The sequence below is a fragment of the Gryllotalpicola sp. CP2-P1 genome, from assembly GCF_057512245.1.
The window spans coordinates 1-1,671 of sequence record NZ_JBLRDT010000343.1; the positions used below are offsets into that span (position 1 = coordinate 1).

General features: G+C 69.6%; 1 protein-coding gene. It reads left to right on the forward strand.

Going from position 1 to position 1,671, the window contains the following annotated elements:
* Nucleotides 1–145: 145 nt before the first annotated feature.
* The coding region (gene recQ / locus ACM2XV_RS15030; RefSeq protein WP_487027522.1) for a DNA helicase RecQ at nucleotides 146–1,671 on the forward strand (1,526 nt) is incomplete at its 3' end.

Below are 1,671 nucleotides of genomic sequence, written 5' to 3' on the forward strand. Positions count from 1 at the left end.
GCCGCCGGCGACGTGGAACAGCGCCGCGACGAACACGGCGAGCGCCGACGCCACGACGCCGCGAAGGGCGCGCTGCCGTCGGTCCATATCCACAAGCGTAGGGGCGATGCCCTGGGTGTCAGCGGTCCTCGCTACTCTGGGGCGCATGCCAGACGCCTCGCTGCAGAACGCGCCCCTCGACGTGCTGCATCGCGTGTTCGGCTATAGCGACTTCCGCGGCGACCAGGCGGCGATCATCGATCAGCTCGTGGCGGGCGGCGACGCGGTCGTGCTCATGCCGACGGGCGGCGGCAAGAGCCTCACCTATCAGATCCCGTCGCTGATCCGCCGCGGAACCGGCATCGTGATCTCGCCGCTGATCGCCCTCATGCAAGATCAGGTGGATGCCCTGCGGGCCGTCGGCGTCAAGGCGGCGTTCCTCAACTCGACTCAGACCTTCGACGAGCGGCGCGAGGTCGAGCGCGACTTCGTGGCGGGCGAGCTCGACCTGCTCTATGTCGCACCAGAGGGGCTCGCGACGCCGCGCGTGCAAGAGCTGCTGCGGCAGGGTGAGATCGCGCTCTTCGCGATCGACGAGGCGCACTGCGTGAGCCAATGGGGGCACGACTTCCGGCCCGACTACCTGTGGCTCTCGAACCTCGCCGAGCTGTGGCCCGCCGTGCCGCGCATCGCCCTGACCGCGACTGCCACCGAGGCGACGCACCGCGAGCTCACCGAGCGGCTCGGGCTGCGCGGCGCCAAGCACTTCGTGTCGAGCTTCGATCGGCCGAACATCCAGTACCGCATCGTCCCCAAAGACGAGGTGCGCAGGCAACTGGTCGCCTTCATCCGCGAGCAGCAGGCCGCATCGGTCGACGCCGCAGGGGTGCCCGTCCCCGCCGCCGGCATCGTCTACGCGCTGAGCCGCGCGACGGTCGAGAAGACAGCGGAGTTCCTCAGGGCGCAGGGCATCGACGCCATGCCCTACCACGCGGGCCTCGACGCGGCGGTGCGCGCGCAGACCCAGGCGCGCTTCCTGCGCGAAGACGGGGTCGTGATCGTCGCGACGATCGCCTTCGGCATGGGCATCGACAAGCCCGACGTGCGGTTCGTCGCGCACATCGACCTGCCGAAATCGGTCGAGGGCTACTACCAAGAGACGGGCCGTGCCGGCCGCGACGGCCAGCCGTCGGTGGCCTGGCTCGCGTACGGGCTCGCCGATGTCGTGCAGCAGCGGCAGTTGATCGACAAGTCGCCGGGCGACCGCGCGTTCAAGCAGCGCATGGGCCACCACCTCGACGCGATGCTCGCCCTATGCGAGACGGTGTCGTGCCGGCGGGTGAACCTGCTGTCGTACTTCGGGCAGCAGTCAGAGGCGTGCGGCAACTGCGACACCTGCCTCGCGCCGCCCGAGACCTTCGACGGCACCGTTCCCGCGCAGAAGCTGCTGTCGACCGTCGTGCGGCTAAAGCGCGAGCGGAACCAGCAATTCGGCGCCGGGCACCTCATCGACATCCTGATGGGCAAGGTCACACCGCGCGTCGAGCAGAACGGCCACCAGCGCCTCGCGACTTGGGGCATCGGCAACGAGCTCAATCAGGCGCAGTGGCGGGGCGTGGTGCGTCAGCTGCTGGCATCCGGGCTGCTCGCGGTGAGCGACGACGGCTACGGCACGCTCGTGATCACGGATGC